The following is a 24,090-nucleotide window of genomic DNA, read 5'->3' on the forward strand; positions in this document are numbered from 1 at the left end:
AAAATTCGTTAATTCTTTATTTCCGGCTTCTTATTCTATTCCCAACCACTTCTCCAGTTCGATCACGGTTTGGCTAAAACGCAACTGTTCGCTGAGATAAGCCTCGCGAATTTGCCACGCCTGACGGGTGTTTTGAAAAAACTCGACGTATTCGATGTCGCCTAAACGGAATTGTTTATAGGTAGTTTTAAGCAACAGATCAGCTTGAGGCAGAGCCGATTGTTCATAATAGAGAAGGGTACTTTGAATTTTATTTAGGGTTTCGCGTAAGATTTTAACGTTTGCTTCAGTCTGAAACCGGATGGCTTTGAGTTGATTTTCGCCGGCCTGTTCGCTAATGCGTGCGGCCTCAATGCGGGCTTTTTGGGGTTTTGTGTTTAAAGGAATGCCCAATCCGCCCGAAACATAGGTAAAGCCCAGTCTCTTTTCGATGGATTGATTCGCAACACCAACGCGCCAATCCGGTTTGAGTTGGGCACGTTCCAGCTCCGTGAATGTGCGGTTGAGGCGATTTTCCTCTTCGGCCAATGCCACATAACGATTGCTGATTTCCCGGACCGTAGAAGAGCGTTGCAAGCTCAGAAGAGTGTCAATTTGGATAGGCTCATTGGTATACAATAAGGCCTGTAAACTCATATAGGACGTTTGAAGGTCCCGTACTAAAACCGCTTGACGATTTTGGGTTTCACGGCGGGTGGTTTCAGAAGCCACCAATTCCAATTGGGTACTTTCCCCCGTTTTGTAACGGACCGTAGATGCTTCTGCCGCTTTTTGATAGAGTGTATCCTGAACGCGGAGCAGTTGTTGCAATCGGTACAAATACAAGAGTTGATAGTATTGTTGTTTTACGTTGAATACCAATTCATTGCGCTGAATATCCTGTTGCTTTTGGGTTACGTTTACCTGCTGATTCAGGACCTTTGCCCGACTGCGATACACGCCGAACGGTTCAAAACTTTGCACCGCACTCAATGTATAATCAAACGGCCGATTCTGGATCTGCCCCGCCAACAGATCTGCCGATAATTTGGGCAATGACCACGCCGACCCTATCAAAGCCTGCTGCGATTGAATATTAAATTGTGTCGTTTTCAACGTAAGATTTTGCTGCGTAGCCCGTTCAATGGCTTGTGTAAGTGTGAGCTGGGTGTGGGCAGTGAGCGAAAGCATCAGCGCCAGAGAAAAAACAGACCCTTTCAGGGTGACAAATACCTTTTTTTTGTCACCCTGAAAGGGTCTAAAACGTTGCCTGATCAATACACTGCCACTATGCGGCATAGGTCTTTTCAGGACGACAAAGCGTTCTACTCCTCCTGTATTTCTTCGTTTAAAAATGTCCATGTCGGGTTGAAGTCGTTTATGAGTGCTTCTTTTTTGTCTCTTTTAAAAAGTTTGATTTCTTTTTCCGATTCGATGGCGTGCCATACATATTGGAAACGTTGCCAAAACACTAGGTAAATACATTTGTATTTTCCTGCAAAACTCTTTTGGGCTCCTTCGGCATCGGTTTCATGTTCTTTCAGTCGTCGTACCAAATCATTGGTCATACCGGTATACAGAACAGTTTTGTTGTAGTTTGTGAGGATGTATACATAGTAATTGTGATCTTTTGACATTGTTTTACGGTTTTGTTTTGAAAAGTTGATTAGGTCTTTTCAGGACGATAAAACCGTTTATTGTCACAGTTTTTATTTACATATTTGTCATGCTGAAAGCATCTGAAAGTCTGTGTACGTTATAACCTTTCTTTAAAATTTTTAGACCCTTTCAGGGTGACAAAACTATTCAGGATGACAAATCATTATTTTTCCCCTTTGTAAACAGCGCATACAGCACCGGCAATACCACCAACGTCAACAGCGTAGCCGAAAGGATTCCTCCAATGACCACCGTAGCCAAAGGCCGCTGCACTTCGGCTCCGCCGGAATTGGAAATGGCCATGGGAAGAAAACCCAATGATGCTACCGTGGCGGTGATAATAACGGGGCGAAAACGCACCTCCACCGTGCGCATTATGCGCTGTCGAAGGTCGGTGATGCCTTCTTTTTCTAAATCATTAAGATAACTTATCAATACGATCCCGTTCAGTACCGCCACCCCAAACAGGGCAATAAAACCAACGCCCGCTGAAATACTGAATGGCATATCGCGTAGCCAAAGCGCAATGACCCCGCCGATGGCCGACATAGGTACAGCCGTAAAAATGAGCAGGGATTCTTTGATGGAATGAAACGTAAAATAGAGCAGGGCAAAAATCAGGAACAGGGCTATCGGCACCGCAAAACTCAAGCGATCTTTGGCACGTTGGAGGTTTTCAAAGGCGCCGCCGTAGGTATAAAAATAGCCCGAAGGAAGCGCTACTTTTTGTTCAATTTGAGCCTGCACATCCTTGACCACGCTCTCTATGTCTCGATTAAGTACCCCGATTCCGATAGTAATGCGGCGACGGGTTTGTTCGTGTGAGATTTGAGCGGGGGCTTTGCGGAAATCAATAACGGCTACTTCTGCCAACGGTACCGTGCCGCCTGAAGGCAATGGAACCAAGAGTTGACGCACATTTTCAATGTCCTGTCGATGCGCAGAATCCAGCCTTACGACCAGCTCAAAGCGTCGTTCTTCTTCGTATACGGTCCCCGTTGTTTCCCCCGCAAAACCCGAACGAACCAGTCGGTTAAGATCGGCTATGCTGAGTCCGTATTGGGCAATCTTAGCCCGATTATAAGTTATACTAATTTGAGGTAATCCTACAATTTGCTCTACGCGCACACTGGCTACACCTTTTACTTTTTCAATGACTTTGGCGGCGTCATTGGCGCGTTCGTAAAGAATATCCAAATCATTGCCGAACAGCTTCACAACCACATCTGAGCGCACACCCGTGATCATTTCGTTGAATCGCATCTGAATGGGTTGCGTCATTTCGACACTGGTCCCGGGCAGTTCTTCTGCCAGGACAGCGGCCATTTTTTCGGACATTTCTTCGCGGTTTTTGGCATTTTTCCATTCCGAAATATCCTTCATATTGATCATTTGATCCACCATTTCAATGGGCATTGGGTCGGTAGGGATTTCAGAGGCACCAACGCGGCCCACGATCTGCTGAATTTCGGGGAAGTGCTTTTTTAGAATTTGGTGAGCTTTGTTGGCCGAGTTGATGGTTTCGGTCAGAGAGGTTCCCGAAGCTGTTCGAAAATCAATTGCCAGATCGCCTTCGTCGAGGGTGGGAACAAACTCACCGCCGAGTTGCGAGAAAATGTAAAGTGCAACCGCAAATAGTGCCAAAGTGATGCCGACAGTTGCCTTTTTCCAATTCAGGGCCCAACGGATCATGGGCTCATAACGGCGATAAAGCCATTGCAGAACGCGCTCGGAAAAGGTCCAATGCCTGTTTAAATTTTTGCCCATCACCAATGAAGACATCATTGGGACATAGGTCAGGGAAAGAATAAATGCACCGAAAATGGCGAAACCTACCGTGAGCGCCATAGGTTTGAACATTTTTCCTTCAATACCTACGAGCGATAAAATAGGTAAATAAACCATCAAAATGATAATTTCACCAAAAGCCGCCGACGTGCGGATGCGTTTGGCAGTTTCGTATACCATGTTGTCGCGCTCGGCGGGGTCATCCACATTGTTTCGCTTATTCTCTTCGTACCAAACCTGAAATCGGTGAACAATGGCTTCCACAATGATCACCGCTCCGTCCACGATCACCCCAAAGTCAATGGCTCCGAGCGACATGAGGTTGGCTGAAATATCAAAGGTGTTCATCATTCCGATGGTAAATAACATTGCCAATGGAATCACCGATGCCGCTACTAATCCCGCCCGTAAACTTCCCATCAGCATTACCAATACCACAATGACGATGAGGCCCCCAATGAGTAAGTTTTCGGTAACGGTAGTTATAGTCTTGTTTATCAATTTAGTACGCTCAATAAACGGCACGATCTCGATGCCTTCGGGCAGCGTTTTCTGAATGCGGGCCACGCGTTCTTTGACAGCATTTACGGTATTGGCCGAATTGGCTCCTTTCAGCATCAGTACAATGCCACCCACTGCTTCTCCTTCACCGTTACGTACCAATGCCCCAAATCGGTTGGCGTGACCAAAGCCCACACCCGCCACATCTTTGACCAACACAGGAATGCCGTTTACGTTTTTAACCACGATCTGTTCAATGTCAGTCAGGCTTTTGACTACTCCTTCGCCCCGGATAAATTGTGCCTGTCCGACCCGTTCAATGTAACTGCCGCCCGTATTGGCGTTGTTGCTTTGCAGAGCAGTATATAATTCAGGCAGAGTGATATTATGGGCGCGCAGGCGTTCGGGGTTGACACTGACTTCGTACTGTTTGACAAAACCGCCGAAGCTGCTTATCTCAATAACGCCTTCAATGCCAACCAATTGACGTTTAACGATCCAGTCCTGAATCGTGCGAAGCTCCGTTAGATTATATCTGTCGTGAAATCCTTTTTTAGTGGCCAGTGTGTATTGGTAAATTTCACCTAAACCTGTCGTGAGCGGGGCGATCATGGGTTTGCCGAATTCGGTCGGAATATCGGCTTCCACCATTTTTAGTTGCTCTGACACCCATTGCTTGCCGCGCACAATGTCCATTTCATCTTTAAAAACGACTGTGACGACCGATAGACCTAACTTGGAAACGGAACGGATTTCGGTGACGTCGGGAATATTGGCCAATGACAGTTCAATGGGCGTAGTCACAAATTGCTCCACTTCCTGAGCGGCGAGGGTGGGAGTGAGGGTCAGGATCTGGACTTGATTGGTGGTAATATCAGGAACCGCATCGACGGGCAAACGCGACAGCGAATAACCTCCCCAGATAATCAAGGCAAGTACTGCCAGTCCAATGATAAGTTTGTTTTTAATACTGTAATGAATCAGTGAATCAATCATGATTGATTATCAACGAATAGAATGAAAATGAAGAAATACACAAAGAAGAGGTGCCTGCATAAGGACCGAATGGGCATACTCATCCCATGAAATACAGGAAACTAAGCTCGGGGCGGACAGATCAGCGCCTTGAAGGAAAGAAATGCGTAGGAATTAAGCCATTGAAAATCAGGCTTATGGAAAAAGACCGTAGTGCCGGTTATTTCAAAAGAAACATTGGCTGAGGGCAGGACAAAAAAGCCTGTTACGCCGTTGAAATCAAAACTTGGAAGATGATGTTTTTTTTGTTTGGTATGTTCAGAATCGGCAGCGTAGTGCATCCACAGAAAATCTAAAAAACTCAGCGGTTGCTGTTGCTCTTGCCGGTGCTCTCGATAATGCGCCCATACATCAGAAGAACGAAGCAAATCCATTGCCGTGCGCGGAAGAAAACTTTGCGCAAGCAAAAGAATCGCCAATGTTCGAATGAAAAATGATTTTAACATATATCTGAACAAAAAACTACTTTGTTTCTGACAAATTTAGATTATTCGGAATCAATTATCAAAGATGCAGACACACATTTCAAAGTATTCCGAACACTTTAGAACAGTTCTTTATAACATCTACCCGATTGGCTTATTTTTTCTGTGATCCTAAGAAAGCCCGGTCGGCTGAAAAGCCCATATCAGGTTTTATTAGGTATTAATCGAACAACTTAGCTACCCCAAAGGCTGCCGCTGCGGCTACTGCCCCGATAAGTGTCACTTTTAAAGCTCCCCGCAAAGGTTGTTGACCGGTGGCTTTGCTTTTGAAATAGCCAAAAATAAACAGACATAAGAGAGTCATCAGTGCTGACCAAGTGAGTCCTTTTGTGGGAGTACTTGTAAAAACATAAGGAAGCAGCGGAACCAAGCCTCCCGCTACGTATGCCAATCCAATGGTTAAGGCACTTTTTCGAGCTTGGTTGGGATCGGGTTTTTCAAGGCCTAATTCATACTTCATCATAAATTCGACCCATTTATTTTTGTCTTTGGCAATGTCTTCAACCACTTGGTCCTGAAGGTCAGGACTGATGCCCATATCAGCAAAAATTTCTTTGATCTCAGCTTTTTCGCGTTCAGGCAGATGGTCTACTTCCCAGTATTCACGTTTTAACTCAGCATCATAATGCTCCACTTCGGTTTGGCCGGCGAGGTATCCGCCGAGCCCCATGGCAATAGATCCTGCTACTATCTCGGCGATTCCGGCCGTCACCACGAGTGTGTTATTATCAACGGCGCCGCTTAATCCGGCGGCTAACGCAAAAGGAACAGTGAGCCCGTCTGACATACCGATGACTATATCGGTGATAAAAGCAGAGCTACTGAGGTGTTCTTCTTTGTGGAGAATTTGATTTTCGTGATGACGAACCGTTTCCATAGTAATCAATTATTTGGCATTCCTGAATCAATCCATTGTTTAACCAATACAATCTGACAATCACTGAGTTTAACATCGCTGCCGGGCATTGGTTTGAAGCCGATCTGATGCGAAATACTTCCGTATAGCCCTCCGTCAATTGCCATTGTTTTTACATCTGCGTAAGTGGCTAAGCTTATGCCTCCGGATTTTGTGGTGCTGTTATGACAGCCGGTACAATAATAATCTAAAATTAGTGTGATATGCTTGGAATAACTGACTGTTTGGGTAGAAATTATTCCGGTAGAAATGGTTTCGCACGTTATATTTTTTGCACCATCATCTATCCATTGCGCAATTAATTTTATTTTATCACTGCTCATAGGGATATTTGGGGCCGGAGGCATTCGGTCTCGGCCCGTATCAATTATCATTTTGTATAGTTTACTATTGTTTGAGTTGCCCGCTGTTATACCTTTTCTCATGATTTTCTGATAAGAGGTCAAATCATAACCTTCAGCCGCCGTTTTGGCATCGTGGCAACCGCTTGTAGCGCAATTTGCTAACAAAATCGGCAAAATTACGGTATTAAAACAGACCTGATTTTGCGCATTTGTCGTAGTGGCTTTGTCGCATGGGAGTGAATCAAGTGAATTTGGGTTGGTATTTCCAACTTCACTTCTTGGGGGAGTAATAACGGTGGCAGCAGTTGGGTCAAGAGTGCTGCCTTTTTCGTATAAACAACCGGCAGTGATAATGATAATCTGAAGGAACCCCAAAACCTTAACTAATTGATTCATAAAAGTTTAATTTTTGGTGAAAGGAATAAAGCTAAACTTTGTCTTTACCGCAATTACCTCGGCAATTTTTTCAAACACCAGTTTAGGCACTTCGATCTTATGGTCAGTGAGTGGCACGTTGAAGTCACAGGTCAGCAGTAAGCCGGTTTTGGCAACGGTTAGTTTGCCATCCAGGGTTCTTTCCTTTTTTACGCCATGCATGAGCAAAATACCTTTTGCCGAAATTTGGTAAGTGCCTTCTTTGGAAAAGTCGATTGTCTCGACCAATTTTCCGGAAAAGGTTGCCGTTGGGTATTTATCCGATTCCATGTAGTTCTCGTTGAAGTGCTCTTCCATGAGTTTGTTTGGAAATACAAATTGCGCTGTTTGCATTTTCACAACCATTTCCCCCGTTTTTACATTGAGAAGTGCCGTTACATTTTTATTGAGGGCTGAAATATTCTCAAGGGGCGTTTCCGAAAAGAAACTTGTTTCGCCGTTGCGGGCGATAAACACATCCTGACTTACGGCTATCCGGCCCATGCCGATCAATACTGCTAAAAGGAGCTTTTTCATGTTTATTATTTTTTATGAGTTGTACGGGTACTTTTATCAAAACTGAAGACTCTGGAAATATTAAATCCGTAAAAGATATCACCCTTGCTCCAACTGCCTGTAGTAGCCCCTATGAACTGATTTTCGATCATTCCCCGTGAATTGGAAAGGTGCAGTTGAAATACGTGGCCGCCCGTTTCAATGTCAAATCCCATGGAAAAACAATCCTTGTATTGAGGGTCTCTGACGTACGTTGTTCCGATTTGTTTGAGTGTATAGAAGTACTCAGCATTGAACGACGTTCGCTTAGTTAGTTTGAAGCGCCCGCCAATACCTGTGGCATACAGGGTATTTTCGTCGATGGTCGTTTCGGTTTTATTTCGGTGCAATATCGTTGGACTGAGTTGCAGTGAAAACCGTTCGCCAAATTTTCGGGCAATCAGAAGTTGTCCTACATACGACTGCCGTTCGAGGTTATTATAAAACTTCATGTCGGGAGAAGTGGGCGTTGCATTGGTAAAAGCTCCCGCATAGGCTGTAATGCTGACGGGCTCAAAACGGCGATTCGATTGTCGCAGCAGTTTGTATTTCGCAAAATAATCGTAGGTTTTTTGGTAAGAACTGCGCCCAACACCAACCATCAGTCGGTCGGTAATACCGTACTCAAGACCGATACGGATACGTGCTTCATCCAACCCCCACAGATTGGTGAATCCTGAATTAACAGCCCCAAATCGGTGAGAAATCCGAAAGTCTAAGTGTTTTTTAGCAATGGTTTCTACTGATTGCCCGTTGATGATACGCGTAGATTTAAATGTAGCCGTGGTAAAAACGGGACCTGTTTTCTCTTTGTCAAGGATTGACATAAGGTCGTCCTGTGCATAGAGCGATTGAGCGACGGTAAGTATCAGACTCAGAATGAATATTCTTTTCATAAGATTTTAGTTTAAAGAGAGGTGCCGATTGTTCAATCGGCACCTCGATCGTTTTTTACGATGCTACGATTGTAAGTATGTTATTACTGAGGGAGGTCTGATATACTTTCAGTCCTTTTTTGCCATCACTATTCAGGCCAACACCGTTATTGTCATACCGGGCACCGTGTGCAGTGCAGTAAAACTCAGATGTGCGATACGTTATTTGCCGTTGTTGCTCATGGCTGCAAATCAGCGTGACAGCAGCGTATGCCCCTGTATTGGTACGCGCTACCACCACATTCTGAGAAGAAAGTACTACGTAGCCGCCATTCTTGAGCAATGCAGCGTACTGCGAATTGGCTAAATCCAAGGTAATGTCGCTCGTCAGGGGAGCAACATTGGATTCGTTTTGGCAAGAGGTAAGTGTACTGCCGGCACACATTACAGCAAACATAGCTGCACCACTGAATCCTAATTTTTTAAGAAATTCATTGCGATTGATGATTTCTGTTTTCATCATGATTTTATAATTATTGGGTTAAAAATGAATAAAAATGTTCTCCATTCGGCAGCACCTGCATAGGTGTTGCATAAACTATTTCCCTGTGTGAGAAATAGACATAATTGATTGAGAAGAAAGGGAGTGGAGTAAACGATTTCTTCAGTCCATTCAGCCGTAGAAATAGCTAAATAGGTAGAAATAAAGCAGTTAGAAAATACAGTTGAAAGCAGGGCAATGGATCAGATTCGACAAAAGCCAATGATTCCCTGAATACACACCGAGGTTAGTTTCGGGGTGGGAAAATAAGAGAGTAAACGATGGTAAAAAAGTACGAATTATCCCAGTGAAACGAAGGCTTCACAATCAGGCAGTACACTTTGGGGTTGAACAATACTGACGCTGCAGCGGGGACTACAAAAAAGCCAATCGTACTGCTTAGATCATAGGATGGAAGATGGTGTTTTTTCTGCTTGGTATGCTTGGAGTCAGCAGAGTAATGCATTTGTAAAAACGCCCAAAAGCTCAATGACTGCTTTTCTTCCCGCTGATGCTCGCGGTAATGTGCCCATACCTCCGGCGAATGCACCAACTCCGCAGCCGCTCTGGGGAGGAGACTTTGGATAAGCATTACAAATACCAAACAATATGCAGCAACTATTTTCATCAGAACGAAATCATTCATGCTAAACTTCATCTTTAATACGAACGAGGCAAGAGTAATGATGCAATGGCCTCCGAATTTGGAATTAGAATGTATATAGATAGTTTTTAACTATCTGATAATTAGCGAATTAATATGTTTTTTTAAAAGAATGACCTTTGTCATTTGATAATGTTGGATTCGGGATGTTAATTTGTGCGGTTTTATTTAAACTCAATCTAAATAGAATTTGTTGTCGTTCAGTAGTCATCAGTGAAATTACTTTTGACTGAACGCTGAGAGTAAGAGAATGAATAAGGGAATAACAAATGAAAACCATTGCTGACTTAAAAATAGGGGAACGCGCTTTTGTAAAGGCATTTCGTCAAGTGGAGTTGTCATTGAAATTGCTCGAAATGGGCTGCCTGCCGGGAGCCGAAATAATGCTGGACTTCATTGCGCCCTTTGGCGATCCGCTCGGCATACAGGTCAATGGCTATTGTCTGGCCATGCGCAAAGATGAAGCGGCAACGGTTTTGATTGAAGATAGCATTTAATACACTTGGAAAAGACACCCACTATAGCCCTTATTGGAAATCCCAACAGCGGTAAATCTTCCTTATTTAACCAACTTACAGGCCTGCGCCAAAAAGTAGGCAACTTCCCAAGCGTAACGATTGAAAAGAAATCCGGTACGCTGTCGTTAGACGGTAAAAAGGAGGCAATAGTTATTGACCTGCCCGGTTTGTACAGCCTTTACCCAAAGGCGTTGGATGAGCGTGTGGTGATTGATATTTTAGCCAACCCCGCGCACGAAAATTATCCGGATGTGGTGGTAATGGTAGCCGACGCTTCCAATCTTAAGCGAAACTTATTGCTTTTTACGCAGGTAGCCGATTTAGGCTTGCCCGTTGTGCTGGCGCTCAATATGTTGGATGTAGCGCGCGACAAACATCTTCAGGTAAATGCCGTTAAGCTTGCCATGAAGTTGGGCGTACCCGTAGTGCGTATCAATGCGCGGGTAGGTGAAGGGCTGGATAACTTAAAACAGGCCATTGTTCAAACGCTGGAACGGCCCGCCATTACAACCCTGAATCAGAAGTATTTTTTTAATGCTGCGGATCAATTTCCGGAATTGATCAACGACGTCAAACGAACCAATCAACTTTCCAATAATTATCTGGCGCTGCATTATGTACAACAACATGATATTTTTTCGTTTTTGAACGCCGAAAAACGAGTGGCTTTTGATCAACTGATCGAGAAGTATGACTTTAAAGAAAGCGGTTTTCAGGCCGCAGAGACCATGCATCGGTATGCTTTGATTGATGGATTGGTCAAAGACTCGGTCAAAGTTGCAGATGATTTTTTGGTAAAACCTCTGTGGACCAAGCGATTGGACGCGGTTTTATTGCACCCTTTTTGGGGATATGCCGTATTTCTGTTGGTTTTGCTTACCATTTTTCAGGCTGTTTTTACGCTCGCAACCTATCCCATGGATATGATTGATGCGGGTGTATCGGCATTGAATGAATGGTTAAAGCAACAACTTCCGGCCGGAGCCTTGACTGAGCTGCTAACCGATGGCCTTATTGCCGGCATCGGCGGCGTGGTGATCTTTATACCCCAAATCGCCTTTCTGTTTTTTCTGGTCGCCTTGTTAGAGGAATCCGGTTATATGGCGCGCGTAATGGTGATCATGGACAAACTCATGCGCAAATTCGGACTGAACGGTAAGAGTGTGGTGCCGCTGATCTCGGGCGTTGCCTGTGCCGTTCCGGCCATTATGTCGGCGCGGAGCATTGGGAATCGTAAAGAACGTTTACTCACAATACTGGTGACTCCTTTAATGAGTTGTTCGGCCAGATTGCCCATTTTTACGATTTTGATTGCGTTGGTTGTTCCCGCTACACCCGTATTAGGGTTTTTCACGTTGCAGGGATTGACCTTGATGGGACTTTATTTATTGGGTTTGATGAGTGCTTTGGTTTCGGCATGGGCTATCAAAGGATTTGTAACAAGCAGCGAGCGCGGCTATTTCGTCATGGAAATGCCCACCTATAAGGCTCCCAGATGGTATCATGTAGGAATATCGGTGTGGGACAGCGTAAAATCCTTCGTGACTCAGGCCGGAAAGATCATTGTGGCGATCTCGATCATTTTGTGGGTGTTGGCATCTTACGGTCCGGGAGATACGATTGCGCGGGCGGAAGAAACGGTACAAAAAACAAATCCAACGTTGGAAGGAACTACGTTGGAAAATGCCGTCGCTGCCTATAAACTTGAAAATTCGTACGCCGGGCATTTCGGCAAATTTATTGAACCTGCCATCGCACCTTTAGGCTATGACTGGAAGATCGGTATTGCGCTGTTGGCCTCTTTTGCTGCCCGAGAAGTGTTTGTCGGAACAATGAGCACCATTTACAGCATCGGCAGCGTAGCTGATGACGACAACGGTACCATCAAAGCCCGTATGCGTGCCGAGATCAACCCCAAAACAGGAAAGCCCATGTATACGCCGGCCTTGGCGTTTTCATTGTTGATCTTCTACGTTTTTGCCATGATGTGCATGAGTACTATTGCCGTCGTATATCGTGAAACACATGGTTGGAAATGGCCGATGATCCAATTGGCGTATATGACTGCGTTGGCATATGGTTTGGCATTTGTGACCTATCAGGTATTGAAGTAGAGGGTTACTGTTACTCTGGATTTCTCTACCCGTCTGACGGTTAAAACCGTCGGACGGATGTTCTGCAAGTAAGAATTATCAATACCCTCAAAAATACATGCTCTGTGCTACTCTAAATGTATTGCAGTGCGCTTCCACAATATCGGCGATACGTGGTGAATAGCCGCCGCCCATCGTTACAACGACGGGAATTTGATGCAGTTGGCATTGTTCAAACACAAAATCATCGCGCCGTTTGCAACCCGCACTACTTACGTTCAGCTTGCCCAATTTATCCGTTCCCAAAATATCTACCCCTGAAATATAAAAGGCAAAATCAGGTTTTTGCTGTTCAAACAACAAAGGCAGTGCGGCAGTAAGTTGTCGTAAATATTCTTCGTCTTTGGTGCCGGTGGGCAGGGCAATGTCTAAGTCAGAAACTTCTTTGTGCAAAGGATAATTTTCGCTTCCATGCATTGAAAATGTAAAAACACGCGGTTCGTTTTGAAAAATAACGGCGGTTCCGTTGCCTTGATGTACGTCCAGGTCAATCACAAGTATTTTTTTGGCTAATCTATTTTCCAGCAAATAGTTAGCGGCAATGGCGACATCGTTCAGCAGACAAAAGCCTTCTCCTCGGTCGGCATACGCATGGTGGGTACCGCCGGCAACATTCATCGCAACTCCCTCACTTATTGCATAATGGCAGCACTCAATCGTTCCTTGGGCAATACGTGTTTCGCGCTCAATGAGACGACCTGACAAGGGAAAACCAATGCGTCTGACCATCTTTTCGGAAACTCGCAGCTGCTTTAGATCGTCCCAATATGCACGGGTATGAATGCCTAAAATCCAATGCTCGTCCAATGCGCCGGGCGAAAAGAAATTTTCATCGGTACATGTTCCTTCGTAAAGAAGCTGTTCGGGAATCAGTTCATATTTGAGCATGGGAAAGCGGTGCGGCTCTCCGGTCGGACCCGCAGGCAAGGGATGACAATAAATAGGATCGTAAGCGATATAGAGCATGAATCTATGAAATGATTTGAGGGGTATTTTCGTTAATGTAAGACACACATCTAATCAACTTCATAAACACAATGAAAGTTAAGTATTTGAACATAATGATGGGGTTTGCGATAGCGGCAATAAGCTGGTCGTGTAACCCGGATGCCTTACAGGACCTAACACCGGAGGATTCACAAGTGTTTATAACAAACTACGACAAAAATACCGGCTTTGGCAATTACAGTACTTTCAGCTTGGCCGACAGCGTATTTGTAGTACAAAATGATCGTTCGGGTGTTTCGACTACGGCGCTTGATTACCGCGTTTTGAGTCGCGTGGCTGAAAATATGACCAAGCGCGGCTACACGCGGGTGGCTAAGGCAACCAAACCTGATTTTGGGATAAATGTACTTCGTATCAGTGAAACACAAACGGGCGTGGTAGCCAATTACAACCCTTGGAACAACTATTGGGGCTATGGTGGCAGCGGCTTTTATTACCCGCCTTCGTACTCGTATTATCAAACAACCGAAACATACTGGTACGTAGAAATCATTGATCTCAAAACGGCAGCAACAAGCGACAAAGCGACCGTGGTTTGGAACGCACAGGTTCGGGGCGATGGTATCTTTGACGAAAGCGCCGTTGCATCGGTCATTGATGCGGTATTCACCCAATCTTCGTACCTCAAAAAGAATTAAAAATGACAGACCGAAAAGAACCGATTGTTTAAAGGTCTGATTCCAAAAATGAAAAACATGAGAAAAATAATTTGTTTGGCCATTGTCCTTGCTTCTGTGGGAAATCTCTTTGCACAGCAGGTAATTGAACGGGACCAATTATATAAAAGGGAATCTCCCTACGAGCGTTATACTACGTATCGGATATCAATAACAGGCGGTTTAGGATTACCTGCGGGTACGTTCACCAATTATATGGATAACACAACAACGCGTAATTATGCAGTGTCTGTTGACTTTGTATTCCCTAAAAATAATCTGTCTTTGGGAGCAACCATCGGTTCGCAGTATTTCAAAAATCGCATTGGTCGACAAGTATATAGCGCCGATAATCAAGACGTTTCTGCGGTACAAACGCGTACTTTTTCCGCCGTTCCTTTGGTATTGACGGGGAGCTATCACATCGGAAATGTGAATGCACTTGTGCGCCCTTATGTACAGGTAGGCTTAGGTGGAGCGTTTGCCGAATTGATCAATTATTGGGGAACGATTCCGACAGGCGATAATGGATTTCGATTTGTTGCCCAAGCAGGCGCCGGGGTGCGTGTTTTGTTCAAAAAACAGGGTAAACTGGGCTTAGAAGCCGGAGCGACCTATCAGCATTTGCCGTTTGCGCTGGAAGGGGAAGGAATCAAAGATGCTTCAACGCTGAACGCCCGCGTAGGGCTGTTCTATCGTTGGTGGTAATGGGTTAACCTCACCCCCTGCCCCTCTCCTTGTTTAAGGAGAGGGGTTTTGTTTTTATGCCTCAATTGTAATTTCGTGCGTAAGTTCAGCCAAGGGTTCAAATTGAGCCGTAGCCGAGCAATATTTATCCATTGAAAGTTTTACAGCACGCTCCACTTTGGCACGGTCCAGATTGCCTTTGAAAAAATAATGAATGGTTATTTTACGAAAAGGAGAGCGCTCGGTATTGTCTTCTTTGATTCGTTCACCTTCTACTGAAATCCGAAAATCCAATATTTCCTGACGCTGTTTTTTCAATACCAATACGACATCAATGGCCGTACAACTGCCCAATCCCATCAGCAATAATTCCATCGGACGAACGCCCGCATTTGTTCCGCCAATATTGGGAGAAGCATCGGTGTGTACTTTTTGGTCTGACGATCCTGTGGCTTCAAAATGAAAGCCATCGTCTACGCGCACTAATTCTACTTTCATGGGTATTTGAAAAATTAACTGTTATCCTCTTGAGAAAACAGATTATTGTTTATCGGCCAACATTTCTGTATCCTGAATCAGGAGCGAAAGCCCAACCACTTTCTTGGTCTCCGGATTTCGTTTGAATGTAATGATGGAGCCATATTGACTCGTGGATTTGAATGTGTCCGCTTTGGCCTGTTTCAACAGCTTGTTAGCCCCGTTTTCGTCAGCTTCTCCAAATAAAGCGTCTTCTTTGAGTGTTATTTTGTAAACACTGAAGTAACCGTTCTCTTTCATTTTATACGTTCCCACGTATTCAGACAATGAATCAGCGGCACTTGTTGTAAGTGCCACGGGAGAAGAGTTTGTCAGGGACATCAACAAGACGCTGATTCCCAGGAAAAAAATCGGAATCCACTTTTTCATCTTTAATGTTGGTTTAAGGTAAAAAACAAAGCCTACGCTTCGTCTTCGATGATGGTGATTTTTGTGATCTTGTCACCCTGGCGGATGGCGTCAATGACGTCTAAACCTTCCGTTACTTTACCAAAACACGTATGGTTACGGTCAAGGTGAGCGGTGTTGGTACGGCTGTGGCAGATAAAGAACTGTGAGCCACCGGTATTACGACCTGCGTGCGCCATCGAAAGCACGCCGCGATCATGGTATTGATTGTTGCCGGTCAACTCACATTTGATAGTATATCCCGGACCGCCACGACCTGTTCCCTGCGGGCAACCTCCCTGAATCATAAAATTAGGAATAACACGGTGGAAGGTAAGGCCATCGTAAAAACCACTTTTTGATAATTTAATAAAATTGGCAACAGCAATAGGAGCGTCTTGGTCGTAAAAATCGATCAACATCGTTCCTTTTTCGGTAATCATTTCTGCTTTAGGCATTTGCGTATGTATTTGCGGTTATTATTCGCCGAAGCGACTTGTTTTATTTTGATTGGGGTACAAAGGTAATCAAACAGTTTTAGATTGAATTTGTTGATACAATAGATTTTAGGAAGTCATTCGTCTCATAGGTTAAAAACAGGGAAAACATTGGTTTGAACCGGGCTTCCGTTTTACTTTGTACCAAACTTAGTTACAATCATGCCCAACCACGAAGTCATAATTATCGGAGCCGGTGTCGCAGGACTTTCCTGTGCCAACTATTTAACCCAATTCGGCATTACGCCTCTCGTGTTGGAGGCAGCAGATGCCGTAGGCGGACGTGTTCGCACCGATACCGTAGACGGTTACTTATTGGACCGTGGCTTTCAGATTCTGCTGACGGCCTATCCGGAGGCAAAACGATTGTTGAATTACAACGCATTGGCGTTAAAAACGTTCCGCTCCGGGGCGTTGATTCGTAAAGACAATGATTTTTCCGTCATCAGTGACCCCTTCAAAGAGCCTTCTCAAGTGTTTAAAACCCTGTTTTCGTCGGTCGGGACGTTAATTGACAAACTCAAGGTACTTCAATTGTCTAACGAAGTAAGCAAAGAATCCACTGACTCTTTTTTTGATGACAAAGCTACTGATACATTGTCGTATCTGCGTGAGTATGGTTGGAGCGACGAGATGATCACCAACTTTTTTAAGCCCTTTTTCGGTGGCGTATTTCTGGAAAATGAGTTAGAAACTTCGAGCAATTTTTTTCGGTTTGTCTTTAAGCAATTTTATACCGGCGATGCCGCTATTCCCGCCAATGGAATGCAGGCCATTCCCGAACAAATGGCTGCCAAATTGCCCGCCGGGACTGTGAAATTGAATACCAAAGTAGAGAAAATAGAAGGCAACAAAGTGCATCTTGCCGGTGGGAAAGTAGTATCTGCCAAAGTAATTGTGATAGCGACAGACGCTCATCAGGCAGATATTTTGTTAGGGAGAAAACTAAAAAGAGATTATAATGTAACGACCTGCACGTATTTTTCAGCCGACCGTTCTCCATTGAACAGGAAAATGTTGGCGCTCAATCCCAATCGTTTATCGGTTGTTCATAACCTCTGCGTGCCCAGCGATATTGCGCCTTCTTACGCGCCGGCCGGCAAATCGTTAGTATCGGTCAGTACGCAGGGCTTAAATTTGTTTGATGAGAAAAAATTGACCGATCATATCGTTCAGGAACTGACAGAATGGTTTGGCGAAGAGGTAAAAACGTGGCAACATCTTCGTACCTATCATATTCCCGAATCGTTGGTAAAATATACTTCCAAAGCACCGGTTTGCAATTTGAAGATCAGCGCAAATCTTTACGAATGCGGCGACCACATTGCCTATCCATCCCTCAACGCTGCGATGGCAACGGGCAGAGCCGTAGCTGATATGATTGCGGGGATATAGGGAGAAAACGGTTAACTATCCAGCAGAAAATGAGCCATTTGCAGGCCTGATTGGAAGGCTCCTTCGACATTGCTCTGCCCGAAGCCGTCTCCTCCTAACAGCAGCGAAAAGGGCGTTTTGTAAGCAATAAAAGCCTTGGGGAAACATTTTACAGCTAAGCTATACCGCCAACGATGCACCTGAAAGGACTCTATTTGTTCTTTGGAAATCCATTCGTCCAAGTATTCGATGAGTTGATTTCCGACCACTGTTAAATCCTCCTCCAAGTGTTGTCTGCTGTAAGCGGCACTTGCATGAATGGTAATTGATGTTAGTGTTGAAATACCCTTTTGAAAATTGTCAGCTACCCAAGCGACAGGCCCTTGGTCAAATTTTAGAACTCCGGGCGCAGGAATGCTGCTTCCTCCCTTTAAAAGCACCATAACGGCAAAGCAGGGAGCGTATTCGATCGCCTCAAAAACATTCGGCTCACTTGAAGGAAAAGAAATAGAACTGTTGTTTAAAAGCGCCAAAGCCTGCGGAGCGGGAATGGTAAGGATAAGGTTGTCAGCGTGGTAGGTGTGTTGTGATTCCGTCAAAATGGTGCACCCTTTTTCATCTCCCGATAGCTGTATTGCACGTTCACCGGTATGTACCGTTAGCGGCCGGGCCAGGTATTTGGCAATTCCGGTCATGCCCTCTACTCCGATAAATCGCGGGTGTCGAAAAGAAAGGTCCCGGTGTTCGGTGTCCTGCAAAGCCCATTCCCGGACAATACCCGCCTGGGTTAACTCAGCAATGAATTGCTGAAATTCAGCCGTACGAGCCGTAAAATACTGAGCACCGTGGTCAGCTCGGGCCTCTGAAATGCGACGCGTTGCCATACGTCCTCCTACACCCCGTCCTTTGTCGAGCATAGTGATGTTCCATCCGTTTTGTTGCAGTACGCGAGCCGCCGTTAGTCCCGTCATTCCTGCACCAATGATTATACAAGAAGGCATTATTTTACAAAATTGATTTTTTAATTACACCCTTAGTGGGTATACCTAGTAAACTTGGCTTAAAGAAATAAGTTTTGAAAAAGAAGGGATAAAATTGAAGGAATACTGACGGGGGTTGAGGCATATGCTGAAATCCTGAATGGTAATAAATAGTCAACATTCTTTTTTTGACATTACTTTTCCAAAGCCTTCAGGGCTGCCTGTTTCAAGATGTCCAAGCTCTTTTTTGGTATTTCAGACCAAGGTGATTTTTCAGACATAAGAAAATCAAAATTATTTTTTTGAGCCAATGTTCCATAAACCGTGAAAGCCGCCAGAAGGCTTCCGGTCATGCTTGGATGAAAATTGTCATTCCCATAAAGCGGCAAACCTGGGGTTGATTCCCACGCGTATTTCCACGCCAAGCCCGCCGGACAAAGCAGTGATTGGGTTTGTGTAGCGGCTTGGGTATAAGAATAAATGACGTTATCCAGATCAAAAGAACGGGACGAAGATGGCCAAACCATGTAAAGGGCCATTGGAGTATTGTTTTTTCGGCAAATCTCCGCCAGACGGCGGGCATATTCCAACAATAAAACCTGCGATTCGGGTAAGGCAGAGGGGCCTTGTTGCGCAACAACAAAATCATAGTGGCCGGTTTCGATCTCCTTTTGCACCTTGCCTTCGTTCCAATGATCTTCCAACGAATAATTGGGAAAACTAAGCGTAGAATACTCGATGCTGACGCTGTCGTATTTGCCTATTTCCTGCACCAGTTGCGGCAGATCATTGGTATAGGTAAGACTGTTTCCTACAAAAAGAATTCTCAGCGCAGACTTCTTGGAAGTTACTTCCGTTGCGTTGGAACAACTTCCGAAAAGGATAAAAAGAGGTAAGAGGCAACGTAAAATCATCGGTGAAAAAGTTACATTTGTCTAAACACTTGATGATGTAAATTACGATTTTTCAGGCTTATAAAATAAATTGGTCAGTGAAATTTCAGATTTACCATATAAGGCATATGAGTGAATATGAGAAATTGGAAAACAGCCTTCTATTTCCTCATATGCCTTATATGGTAAAAAAAAGGTGCGAACTGAAGTCCGCACCTAAAAGTTACGTTAGAAATCTATATAGTCACTAAGCCACTTGTGCTTCGCGATGAATGATCGCTTCGCGGTCGGGACCCGTTGAAATAAAGCTGATCGGCAAATTGAGTTCTGCTTCCAAAAACTCAATATACGCCGCCAATTCCGCAGGAACTTCGTCGTAGGTATGAAGATTTTCGAGCGAGGTAGCCCAGCCTTTCATGGTCTTATAGACCGGTGTGGCTTCATTCGTGCACAGGTCATAGGGGAAACGGTCCGTAAGGGTGCCGTCGGCCAATTGATAGTGTGTACAGATATTTATCTCTTCAAAAATATTCAATACATCCACTTTCATCATTACTAACTGCGTAACGCCGTTGATCATGATGGCATACTTTAGCGCCGGCAGATCCAACCATCCGCAACGACGCGGACGACCCGTTGTAGAGCCAAATTCACGGCCTTCTTTACGCATACGCTCACCCACTTCATCCAACAATTCAGTCGGGAAAGGGCCGCTACCTACGCGGGTACAATAGGCTTTAAAAATACCGAATACTTCACCGATGCGGCGGGGCGATAATCCAAGACCGGTGCAGGCACCGGCAGTGGTAGTGGTTGAACTCGTTACGAACGGATAAGAACCAAAGTCAATGTCGAGCAATGAACCTTGCGCACCTTCTGCCAATACCGATTGACCGGCTTCTAAAGATTCATTGACGAGGTATTCGCTGTCGACAAAATTATAGTCTTTCAAAAACTCCGTGGCTTCAAAGAAAGTCGCTTCGGCATCCGCAAGGGTTGAGCTATAATCGTAGTTATAAAAATCAAGAATGACTTTGTGTTGATCAACCAGACGATTGTATTTCTCTTTAAAATCCGGCGAAACAAGATCACCCATGCGCAAGCCCTGACGGGCTACTTTGTCCTGATAAGCAGGGCCGATTCCGCGCAGCGTAGAGCCGATCTTGGAATCACCTTTGGATTGCTCATAGGCCGCATCCAACAAACGGTGCGTAGGAACAATGACCGAGGCTTTTTTAGAAATAAAGAGATTTTGTTTGAGCGGGAGGTTATATTTTGCTAATCCGTCGATTTCTTTTTTAAGGACGATCGGGTCAAGGACCAGACCGTTACCGATGATATTTTTGATTTCCGGACGAAAAATTCCCGAAGGGATCTGGTGCAGCACGTGTTTGAAACCATCAAATTCGAGGGTGTGACCCGCATTTGGACCTCCCTGAAAACGTGCTACTACTTGGTATTGGGGCGCTAAAACGTCCACAATCTTACCTTTACCTTCGTCGCCCCATTGGAGGCCGAGCAATACGTCAACTTTCATAAATTATTCTATTTCAATTCTTTGCGGTCTTTCGTTTATTTTATTTTTGTTTTCGCAGTTTACGCGCTGGCAGTTGCCATAGAAGATAAGCGAGTGGTGAAGTACGTTAAATTTGAGCAGATCACCGACCATGGTTTGAATGTTTTGCACACGTGGGTCGCAAAACTCCATCACGTGGTGGCAATCCATGCAAATAATATGGTCGTGCTGGCGATAACCGTAGGCTTTTTCGTACTGGGCTAAATTTTTGCCAAACTGATGTTTTGTGACCAAATCACAATCCACCAATACATCAAGCGTATTGTAGACGGTAGCACGGCTTACGCGGTACTTTTTGTTTTTCATTGATATATACAGTTCATCCACGTCGAAGTGATCTTCGCGGCTATATATTTCCTCCAATATCGCAAAACGTTCGGGCGTTTTGCGCAGACCTTTACGCTCCAAATAAGCCGTCAGGATGCGTTTGGCCGCTTCTAAATTTTCGTGTTTGGCTTGGGGCATTGCTTTTTGTATTAGCAGTTAAAAGCTAAAAGTCAAGTGTAAATAAACATTGATAGAAGGTGCCAACGGCACATTTAACACCTAACGCCTAACAGGTAACGATTGCAAAAGTACTAATTTTCAATCAAAACGTGCGACTTTAAATACACCCTCTACTTTTTCCAGTTTTTGCAGGAGTTGTTCAAGGTGGCGGGTATCATACACGTATAACTTAATGATGGCTTCAAAAATTCCCTCATCTGTTTCTACCGCGATAGACCGAATATTGATATGCAGTTCGTTGGAGATGATTCGGGTCAAATCATTGACCAGACCTACGCGATCGGTACCTTCAATGCGCAATCCTGCCAAAAATGCCAGCTTTTGTTGAGAGGTCCACTTGGCTTTAATGACACGGTTGCCGTGGTTGGAAAGCAACTCAGGTGCGTTCGGGCAGGTCGTACGGTGAATTTTTATACCTTCGTTGACGGTCACAAACCCAAAAACGTCGTCGCCGGGAATAGGGTTACAGCATTTGGCCAAGATATAGTCGATCTTGTCCATGTCTTCACCAATGAGCAGGGCGTCGGCGTCGGCGCGTTCGCCATGCATCTTTTTAAGCTCTTTGGTAAACTGCTTGCCGTCTTGGAGCGTATCGGTGTTGATCTTGGCCTGTACGTTCAGTTTGGCATCCTTCTCATGCTTGAATTTCTTGATCTCGTCGGCATTGATGTAGCCTTTGCCAAAACGATAATACAGGTCACTCGGCGTTTTACAGTTGAAATAGGCCCGAAGTTGATTGATCAATTCATTGGTTACATCCAAGTGCAAAATCTTGCACTTGCGCTCAATAATGCTTCGACCATCGGTAACATACTGCTTATTTTCTTCCTTGATAAGTTCCTTGATCCGCGCTTTGGCCTTCGACGTCACGACAAATTTCAGCCAATCTTCGCTGGGCTTTTGGCGCTTTGCCGTAATGATCTCTACTTGGTCACCATTGTTCAACGACTGGCTGATGGGTACGAGCGAGTTGTTCACCTTGGCCGCAATGCAGCGAGCCCCCACTTCGGAGTGAATATCAAACGCAAAATCCAAGGCCGTAGCGCCGCGCTGCAACACGCGCAGTTCGCCTTTGGGCGTAAATACAAATACTTCTTCGGCAAAAAGATTACTTCTGAAATCATCCAAAAACTCCAACGCGGCGGCTTTGCTGTCTCTGGTAGCTTCCAGCATTTCGCGCACCTGATTGATCCATTGGTCAATTCCCTGAGTGGTTTTGGTATCGTTTCCTTTGTATTTCCAGTGAGCCGCTACCCCTTTTTCGGCGATTTCGTCCATGCGTTTGGAGCGGATCTGTACTTCTACCCATTGCGCTTTGTCGGTGCCTTCGGGGCGGTACATTACTGTAATGTGCAGCGATTCGTAGCCATTGGCCCGGGGAGTGGCCAACCAATCTTTCAATCGGTCAATATTGGGAGTATAATGGTCCGTAACGATCGAATATGCATGCCAGCAGTCGGATTTTTCTTCTTTCGGGTCATCTTTTGAATTCATAATGACCCGCACCGCAAACAGATCGTAAATCTCTTCGAAAGGCTTTTTCTGCTTCCGCATTTTATTCCAGATGGAATAAATGGACTTGGGCCGTCCTTTAATGGCAAAATCATAGCCCTGCTCTCGAAGATCGTCTTCGATAGGTTCAATGAATTTGGCAATAAATCGGTCGCGCGATGCCCGCGTCGCTCTCAGTTTATTTCTGATCTCTTCAAAACCTTCGGGTTCGGTGTATTTAAGGTACAGATCTTCGAGTTCGGTTTTGATGGAATGCAACCCCAAACGGTGGGCGAGAGGAGCGTAAATAAAAATGGTTTCAGAGGCTATCTTCAACTGCTTATCGCGCGCCATGCTGTCGAGTGTACGCATGTTATGCAGACGGTCGGCGAGCTTGATCATGATCACGCGAATGTCGTCCGACAGCGTCAGCAACATTTTGCGGAAATTTTCGGCTTGCTGCGATGTTCCAAACTCAAATTGACCGGAAATTTTGGTCAACCCGTCAATGATCTGAGCTACTTTTTTTCCAAACTGACGTTCAATGTCCTGAAGCGTAAAATCAGTATCTTCGACAACGTCGTGCAAAAGGGCGCAAATGATGGACGTCGTGCCTAATCCTATTTCTTCAACGCATATCTGAGCAACGGCAATGGGGTGATAAATGTAAGGTTCGCCGGACTTTCGGCGCATGTCTTTGTGAGCTTCTACAGAAAGGTTAAAAGCTTTCTTAATCAACTTGGCATCATTGTCTTTCAAAAAGGGCTTGGCGGAACGGAGAAGCCTTCGGTATCGCTTCAGAATCTCCAATCGTTCAAGATCCAAATCAATTTCTACTTCGATGGGCATGTTTATGGTTGGGTGGTGGTCTGAATTTTGTTGTACTCAATACGACTAAAGTAGTCAAAAGAATTATTTTTTACAACTATTTTATGATTTAAGAATAAAATGTTGGCAGAAAAATTGAAAGTAAATTGTTGATAAACAGCAAAATAATCGGACTCTTGAAAAGAATCTAAAATAAACGGACGGGAAACTTACAAAATTATTTGCTTTTGATATAAATCTAT

24 protein-coding genes are annotated in these 24,090 nt (G+C 44.7%); 5 read left to right on the forward strand and 19 right to left on the reverse strand.

The features are described from left to right. Window positions 1–30: 30 nt before the first annotated feature. The 10 genes from ACQY73_RS30510 to ACQY73_RS30555 form a co-directional block, all read right to left on the reverse strand. Window positions 31–1,341: a TolC family protein gene (locus tag ACQY73_RS30510; protein WP_428657954.1), complete on the reverse strand. Its 1,311-nt coding sequence runs from the start codon at window positions 1,339–1,341 to the stop codon at window positions 31–33. Next, a complete protein-coding gene (locus ACQY73_RS30515; protein WP_428657955.1) occupies window positions 1,305–1,616 on the reverse strand; it encodes a GIY-YIG nuclease family protein in 312 nt (103 codons plus the stop codon). Before ACQY73_RS30515 ends, ACQY73_RS30510 begins: the two co-directional genes overlap by 37 nt. Window positions 1,617–1,785: 169 nt before the next feature. Then, window positions 1,786–4,923, reverse strand: coding sequence for an efflux RND transporter permease subunit (locus tag ACQY73_RS30520; RefSeq protein ID WP_428657956.1), 3,138 nt, complete (start codon window positions 4,921–4,923; stop codon window positions 1,786–1,788). A gap of 101 nt (window positions 4,924–5,024) precedes the next feature. Next, entirely contained in the window at window positions 5,025–5,408 is a 384-nt protein-coding gene (locus tag ACQY73_RS30525) for a hypothetical protein (RefSeq protein ID WP_428657957.1), read from the reverse strand. Window positions 5,409–5,607: 199 nt separating this feature from the next. After that, window positions 5,608–6,324 (reverse strand): VIT1/CCC1 transporter family protein, encoded by a 717-nt coding sequence (locus ACQY73_RS30530; RefSeq protein ID WP_428657958.1) that lies wholly within the window; start codon window positions 6,322–6,324, stop codon window positions 5,608–5,610. 5 nt (window positions 6,325–6,329) lie between these two features. Beyond that, window positions 6,330–7,103 carry a c-type cytochrome domain-containing protein gene (locus ACQY73_RS30535; RefSeq protein ID WP_428657959.1) on the reverse strand — a complete coding sequence of 258 codons (774 nt, stop codon included), beginning with the start codon at window positions 7,101–7,103 and terminating at the stop codon, window positions 6,330–6,332. A 6-nt stretch (window positions 7,104–7,109) separates the two neighbouring features. After that, the gene (locus ACQY73_RS30540; RefSeq protein ID WP_428657960.1) at window positions 7,110–7,658 is read right to left on the reverse strand and encodes a YceI family protein; all 549 of its coding nucleotides are present in this window, start codon (window positions 7,656–7,658) and stop codon (window positions 7,110–7,112) included. 5 nt (window positions 7,659–7,663) lie between these two features. Then, window positions 7,664–8,572, reverse strand: coding sequence for a DUF5777 family beta-barrel protein (locus tag ACQY73_RS30545; protein WP_428657961.1), 909 nt, complete (start codon window positions 8,570–8,572; stop codon window positions 7,664–7,666). 55 nt (window positions 8,573–8,627) lie between these two features. Beyond that, on the reverse strand, window positions 8,628–9,074 hold the full coding sequence (locus tag ACQY73_RS30550) for a Rieske 2Fe-2S domain-containing protein (RefSeq protein ID WP_428657962.1): 447 nt from the start codon (window positions 9,072–9,074) through the stop codon (window positions 8,628–8,630). Window positions 9,075–9,339: 265 nt separating this feature from the next. Further along, window positions 9,340–9,738 (reverse strand): hypothetical protein, encoded by a 399-nt coding sequence (locus ACQY73_RS30555; protein WP_428657963.1) that lies wholly within the window; start codon window positions 9,736–9,738, stop codon window positions 9,340–9,342. 287 nt (window positions 9,739–10,025) lie between these two features. On the opposite strand from ACQY73_RS30555, the gene ACQY73_RS30560 reads away from it, so the two are divergent. Together ACQY73_RS30560 and feoB are read left to right on the forward strand one after the other, a co-directional pair. Further along, the gene (locus tag ACQY73_RS30560) at window positions 10,026–10,253 is read left to right on the forward strand and encodes a FeoA family protein (RefSeq protein WP_428657964.1); all 228 of its coding nucleotides are present in this window, start codon (window positions 10,026–10,028) and stop codon (window positions 10,251–10,253) included. 5 nt (window positions 10,254–10,258) lie between these two features. Continuing rightward, window positions 10,259–12,388: a ferrous iron transport protein B gene (gene feoB, locus ACQY73_RS30565; RefSeq protein WP_428657965.1), complete on the forward strand. Its 2,130-nt coding sequence runs from the start codon at window positions 10,259–10,261 to the stop codon at window positions 12,386–12,388. 87 nt (window positions 12,389–12,475) lie between these two features. Here the strand turns inward: feoB and ACQY73_RS30570 are convergent, their stop codons facing one another. Further along, window positions 12,476–13,393 (reverse strand): histone deacetylase family protein, encoded by a 918-nt coding sequence (locus ACQY73_RS30570; RefSeq protein WP_428657966.1) that lies wholly within the window; start codon window positions 13,391–13,393, stop codon window positions 12,476–12,478. A gap of 71 nt (window positions 13,394–13,464) precedes the next feature. On the opposite strand from ACQY73_RS30570, the gene ACQY73_RS30575 reads away from it, so the two are divergent. Together ACQY73_RS30575 and ACQY73_RS30580 are read left to right on the forward strand one after the other, a co-directional pair. Then, window positions 13,465–14,073: a DUF4136 domain-containing protein gene (locus ACQY73_RS30575; protein ID WP_428657967.1), complete on the forward strand. Its 609-nt coding sequence runs from the start codon at window positions 13,465–13,467 to the stop codon at window positions 14,071–14,073. Window positions 14,074–14,130: 57 nt separating this feature from the next. Beyond that, window positions 14,131–14,799 (forward strand): hypothetical protein, encoded by a 669-nt coding sequence (locus tag ACQY73_RS30580; protein WP_428657968.1) that lies wholly within the window; start codon window positions 14,131–14,133, stop codon window positions 14,797–14,799. 54 nt (window positions 14,800–14,853) lie between these two features. Here the strand turns inward: ACQY73_RS30580 and ACQY73_RS30585 are convergent, their stop codons facing one another. The 3 genes from ACQY73_RS30585 to ACQY73_RS30595 are packed head-to-tail and all read right to left on the reverse strand — an operon-like array spanning window position 14,854 to window position 16,160. After that, complete coding sequence (locus ACQY73_RS30585; RefSeq protein ID WP_428657969.1) at window positions 14,854–15,276, reverse strand: OsmC family protein; 423 nt, start codon at window positions 15,274–15,276, stop codon at window positions 14,854–14,856. A gap of 42 nt (window positions 15,277–15,318) precedes the next feature. Next, entirely contained in the window at window positions 15,319–15,684 is a 366-nt protein-coding gene (locus ACQY73_RS30590) for a DUF3471 domain-containing protein (protein ID WP_428657970.1), read from the reverse strand. A 32-nt stretch (window positions 15,685–15,716) separates the two neighbouring features. Further along, complete coding sequence (locus ACQY73_RS30595; RefSeq protein ID WP_428657971.1) at window positions 15,717–16,160, reverse strand: peptidylprolyl isomerase; 444 nt, start codon at window positions 16,158–16,160, stop codon at window positions 15,717–15,719. A gap of 201 nt (window positions 16,161–16,361) precedes the next feature. Here ACQY73_RS30595 and ACQY73_RS30600 point away from each other — a divergent pair, with 201 nt between their 5' ends. After that, on the forward strand, window positions 16,362–17,594 hold the full coding sequence (locus ACQY73_RS30600) for an NAD(P)/FAD-dependent oxidoreductase (RefSeq protein WP_428657972.1): 1,233 nt from the start codon (window positions 16,362–16,364) through the stop codon (window positions 17,592–17,594). Window positions 17,595–17,605: 11 nt separating this feature from the next. Here the strand turns inward: ACQY73_RS30600 and ACQY73_RS30605 are convergent, their stop codons facing one another. The 5 genes from ACQY73_RS30605 to ACQY73_RS30625 form a co-directional block, all read right to left on the reverse strand. After that, window positions 17,606–18,574, reverse strand: coding sequence for an NAD(P)/FAD-dependent oxidoreductase (locus ACQY73_RS30605; protein ID WP_428657973.1), 969 nt, complete (start codon window positions 18,572–18,574; stop codon window positions 17,606–17,608). Window positions 18,575–18,747: 173 nt separating this feature from the next. Then, window positions 18,748–19,467 (reverse strand): SGNH/GDSL hydrolase family protein, encoded by a 720-nt coding sequence (locus ACQY73_RS30610; RefSeq protein ID WP_428657974.1) that lies wholly within the window; start codon window positions 19,465–19,467, stop codon window positions 18,748–18,750. A 226-nt stretch (window positions 19,468–19,693) separates the two neighbouring features. Then, a complete protein-coding gene (locus tag ACQY73_RS30615) occupies window positions 19,694–20,983 on the reverse strand; it encodes an adenylosuccinate synthase (RefSeq protein ID WP_428657975.1) in 1,290 nt (429 codons plus the stop codon). A 3-nt stretch (window positions 20,984–20,986) separates the two neighbouring features. Continuing rightward, entirely contained in the window at window positions 20,987–21,487 is a 501-nt protein-coding gene (locus ACQY73_RS30620) for a Fur family transcriptional regulator (RefSeq protein WP_428657976.1), read from the reverse strand. 120 nt (window positions 21,488–21,607) lie between these two features. After that, a complete protein-coding gene (locus ACQY73_RS30625) occupies window positions 21,608–23,869 on the reverse strand; it encodes a RelA/SpoT family protein (RefSeq protein ID WP_428657977.1) in 2,262 nt (753 codons plus the stop codon). Window positions 23,870–24,090 lie beyond the last annotated feature (221 nt).

Origin of the sequence: Runella sp. (genome assembly GCF_965279615.1) — a bacterium.
Classification (GTDB): domain Bacteria; phylum Bacteroidota; class Bacteroidia; order Cytophagales; family Spirosomataceae; genus Runella.